Genomic DNA, 2,821 nt, shown 5'->3' with positions numbered 1-2,821 from the left:
TTTCCTGGTGCCCCTGAGATAGGCCCCGGTCAGGCTTTTGGGGTGGGCGATGATCTGGTCAAGGATGCCTTCGGCTACCACCTCCCCGCCATGCACCCCGGCGCCTGGCCCCATGTCTACAATCCAGTCGGCTTCGCGCATGGTCTCCTCGTCGTGCTCGACTACCAGCAGGGTGTTGCCCAGGTCGCGCAGTTTTTTGAGGGTGCCCAGCAGGCGCTGATTGTCGCGGGGGTGCAAGCCGATGGAAGGTTCGTCCAGCACGTAGAGTACCCCCGTCAGGCCCGAGCCTACCTGGGTGGCCAGACGGATGCGCTGGGCCTCGCCACCCGAGAGGGTGTTGGCGGCCCGGTCGAGGGTCAGGTAGTCCAGACCCACATCTTCTAAAAAACCCAACCGGCTGTATATTTCGCGCCAGATGGGGGCTGCTACCTGCACCTGGAACTCGCCCAGATTTCGTTTCTCGGCAGGTTCGGCCAGGTTGTCGAGGTGGATGCGGAAGGGCTCGAGCTGCTCCCCCACCTCCACGATTTTGTTCTGAGAAACGGCCTGGAAGAACAGCTTGGCCTCGCGCACCGGGAGGTTGGAAACCTCGGCGATGTTAAACTGTCCCACCCGCACCGAGAGTACTTCGCGCTTGTAGCGGGTACCGCCACAGGCCGGGCAGGCCTTGAGGGTCATGTAGGCTTCCAGGGCTTCGCGCAACCCTTCGGACTCGGTCTCGTGGTAGCGGCTCTCGAGCCAGGGCACCACCCCTTCGTAACTGACCATAAAGCGCATGGTCTCGCGTCCGTTGCGCCGGAAGACCACCTCGAAAGGTTCGGGCAGACCGTGCAATACGGCGTGCTGGGCCTCCGACGCGAGCTGCCTGAAGGGGGTCTTCATATCGAAGCCCAGGTGCTCTGACAGAGCGCGTAACCGATCCCACAAATAGCCCTTGCCGTTGTCGCGGCCCTTCGACCAGGGGATAATGGCCCCCTCGGCCAGCGAGAGTTCGGGATTTACGATCAGATCGGGGTCGAAGACCTGGTTGTAGCCCAGGCCCGAGCAGTCCGGGCAGGCCCCATAGGGTGCGTTGAAGGAGAAGATACGCGGCTCCAACTCTTCCAGCACGCTGCCATGCTCGGGGCAGGCAAACTTTTCGGAGTAGAGTTCCTCGAGGCCCGAGTCGGGGTACAGAACCCGCATCAACCCCTCACCGCGCAACAGCGCCAGCTCCACCGACTCGGCGATGCGGGTACGCTCCTCCAGTTTCAAAACCACCCGGTCTACCACCAGGTCAATGTCGTGTTTCTCGTATTTCTCGAGCTTGAGGCCCAGGGCTTCTTCAATGGTGTAGATCACCCCGTCCACCCGTACCCGGGCATAGCCCTCTTTCTGCAACTGCTGGAACTCCTTGCGATACTCTCCCTTGCGCCCCCGCACCACCGGGGCCATCAGGATGGCCTTGGTATCCGGAGATTGTTTGAATAGCCGGTCGGTGATCTCGGAGGCCGACTGCCGCTCGATGGGCCGCCCACAGTGGGGGCAGTAGGCGGTGCCGACGCGGGCAAACAGCAGGCGCAGGTAGTCGTGAACTTCGGTGACGGTGCCTACGGTAGAGCGCGGGTTGTGCGAGGTGGTTTTCTGATCTATCGAGATGGCCGGGGAAAGCCCCTCGATGCTCTCTACATCAGGCTTTTCCATTACCCCCAGGAACTGTCGAGCATACGACGAGAGCGACTCCACATACCGCCGCTGCCCCTCGGCATAAATGGTGTCGAAAGCCAGGGTGGACTTTCCCGATCCCGAGACCCCTGTAATGACAATGAACTGCCCACGAGGCAGTTCAACAGTGATGTTCTTCAGGTTGTGTTCCTTGGCTCCACGGACGATTATCCTGTCCATCCGAGGAGTATAACACCCGTTGCGGATTATGTACATAACATACACAAGGGGCGGATAGGGTGTATGATGATGGATTTAGTTGGGGGAGGGAGTGACTATGAAGGAAGATATTTTGGAAGCCTGGCGAACCCACGAGACCATCCACCAGATGTTGCTGGGACGCATCCCGGACGAGGGTTTCTCCTCGGTTCCGCTGCTCAAGAGTGGCAAGCCCTCCACCGGGCGCGATGTGGCGCGAGTGTTCGTGCACATACACGAGGTTAGGATGAGCCACCTGCCCAGGGCCTTTCAGGAGGGCGTGCCGAGGTTTGAGAAAGGGGCTTCGTCCAGCCGCGCCGAACTGCAAGCTGCACTGGCCTCCTCTGCCGATGCCGTCGAAGCCGTCCTGGCAGCAACTTTGAGTCAAGACCCCCGCATCAAAAACCCCAGACGGTTGGGTCTGTTGCTGATGGGCTATTTGATCACCCACGAGTCGCACCACCGGGGGCAGATCATGCTGGCCCTCAAGCAGTCGGGGGTGGGGATTCCAGAAGAACTGCGCTTTGGAATCTGGGAGCGCTGGTTCAAGGGCATGTAGTTGAGGAGAAAAACTTACTTCGTCTCATAGCTGTTGCCCTCTGGCTATCGGCTATGAGCCATCAACGGTTTTTCTACTTCACCATGAGGTCAGCCACCCAGACAATCTCGCAGGCCCCGTTCCCGGTGTCGTAGCGCAGTGTAGAGGTATTCCAGGTAAACCCCTGGGTTCCACGCACATTGACCAGAAAACCCTGGATGCGGACAATGTTGCCGGGCTTGAGGCGCTTCAGCCGTCCCTCGATGCTGGCACTGCCCGGAATCAGGTGCATATTGGCGCTGCTGGCGACAATTTCACCAGTCGGGATGGGCGGATCCTGGCTCCAGGAGTAGAAGTAGAAACGATCTGACTGGCGAATGT

General features: G+C 59.9%; 2 protein-coding genes and 1 pseudogene. 1 reads left to right on the top strand and 2 read right to left on the bottom strand.

Annotated elements, in window-relative coordinates; genetic code table 11:
* A partial coding sequence (gene uvrA, locus Q0288_RS17145; protein ID WP_299433345.1) for an excinuclease ABC subunit UvrA occupies positions 1-1,884 on the bottom strand: 1,884 nt, incomplete at its 3' end.
* Positions 1,885-1,981: 97 nt separating this feature from the next.
* Between uvrA and Q0288_RS17140 the strand changes: the two genes are divergently transcribed.
* Positions 1,982-2,461 (top strand): DinB family protein, encoded by a 480-nt coding sequence (locus Q0288_RS17140; RefSeq protein WP_299433342.1) that lies wholly within the window; start codon positions 1,982-1,984, stop codon positions 2,459-2,461.
* 73 nt (positions 2,462-2,534) lie between these two features.
* Here the strand turns inward: Q0288_RS17140 and Q0288_RS17135 are convergent.
* Positions 2,535-2,821: pseudogene (locus Q0288_RS17135) on the bottom strand (hypothetical protein); the annotation flags it as partial.

This window comes from uncultured Meiothermus sp. (assembly GCF_937863175.1).
GTDB lineage: Bacteria > Deinococcota > Deinococci > Deinococcales > Thermaceae > Meiothermus.
This window is presented reverse-complemented; position numbering and strand designations above follow the sequence as displayed.